The sequence below is a fragment of the Micromonospora acroterricola genome, from assembly GCF_003172955.1.
Classification (GTDB): domain Bacteria; phylum Actinomycetota; class Actinomycetes; order Mycobacteriales; family Micromonosporaceae; genus Micromonospora; species Micromonospora acroterricola.
Genome location: NZ_QGKR01000135.1, coordinates 1 through 1,385, shown reverse-complemented (window position 1 = coordinate 1,385; position 1,385 = coordinate 1). Strand labels below are relative to the sequence as shown.

General features: G+C 72.7%; 1 protein-coding gene. It reads left to right on the top strand.

All coding sequences use genetic code 11. From position 1 onward, the window contains the following. Positions 1–244: 244 nt before the first annotated feature. Positions 245–1,385: AAA family ATPase (locus tag DKT68_RS05815; RefSeq protein ID WP_201748920.1), on the top strand; the 1,141-nt coding region annotated here is incomplete at its 3' end.

The following is a 1,385-nucleotide window of genomic DNA, read 5'->3' as shown; positions in this document are numbered from 1 at the left end:
CATCCCGGCCAGTCTAGGGCGGCGGGACGGAAGGCTTGAGCGCCGGGCGGCCACGGGGGGAGCCGCCCGGCGACGGGGTGAATCGTACACGCGGCGGACCGGTCCGTGTCCACCCGTGACGGGCGATTCGGCTGCTGCGGACGGCACGGCGAAAATCGGCTTCTCCCCACCTCGACACTCAGGAAGGCGTGCGAGTCTTGATACCGCACCAGCCGCGACGACCGACCAACGCTGTGGAGGACCGGTGGCCCAGCCGACCATGCCCGACGCCCCGACGCCGAACGGGACGGCCCCGGCGGAACCCGCGCCGGTGACCACACCCGCGCAGGACGCCACCCTGCTGGAACGGGCGCTGTTCGAGATCAAACGGGTCATCGTCGGGCAGGACCGGATGGTGGAGCGGATGTTCGTCGCGCTGCTCGCCCGCGGCCACTGCCTGCTCGAAGGTGTGCCCGGCGTGGCCAAGACCCTGGCCGTGGAGACCCTCGCCAAGGTCGTCGGCGGGTCCTTCGCCCGGGTGCAGTTCACCCCGGACCTGGTGCCGGCCGACATCATGGGCACCCGGATCTACCGGCAGTCGAGCGAGAAGTTCGACGTCGAGCTGGGCCCCGTCTTCGTCAACTTCCTGCTCGCCGACGAGATCAACCGGGCGCCGGCCAAGGTGCAGTCGGCGCTGCTGGAGGTGATGAGCGAGCGGCAGGTGTCGATCGGTGGCGAGAGTCACCGGGTGCCCGACCCGTTCCTGGTGATGGCCACGCAGAACCCGATCGAGCAGGAGGGCGTCTACCCGCTGCCCGAGGCGCAGCGGGACCGGTTCCTCATGAAGATCGTGGTGGGTTACCCGACCGACGCCGAGGAGCGGGAGATCGTCTACCGGATGGGTGTCGCCGCCCCGGAGCCGGCGGCGGTGTTCGACACCCCCGACCTGATCGCCCTGCAACGCAAGGCGGACCAGGTCTTCGTGCACAACGCGCTGGTGGACTACGCGGTCCGGCTGGTGCTGGCCACCCGGGCCCCGGCCGAGCACGGCATGCCCGACGTCGCCCAGCTGATCCAGTACGGGGCCAGCCCGCGCGCCTCGCTCGGCCTGGTCCGGGCCACCCGCGCGCTGGCGCTGCTGCGCGGGCGGGACTACGCGCTGCCCCAGGACGTGCAGGACATCGCCCCGGACATCCTGCGGCACCGGCTGGTGCTCAGCTACGACGCGCTCGCCGACGACGTGCCGGCCGACCACATCGTGCACCGGGTGATGTCGACCATCCCGCTCCCGGCGGTCGCGCCCCGGCAGCAGGCCTCCCCGTCGCCGTCCGTCCCGCCGCCGGGCGCAGGCTGGCCCGGGCAGCGCCCGGCGGCGGGACGGACGGCGACGGGGAGGCCTGCTGCCG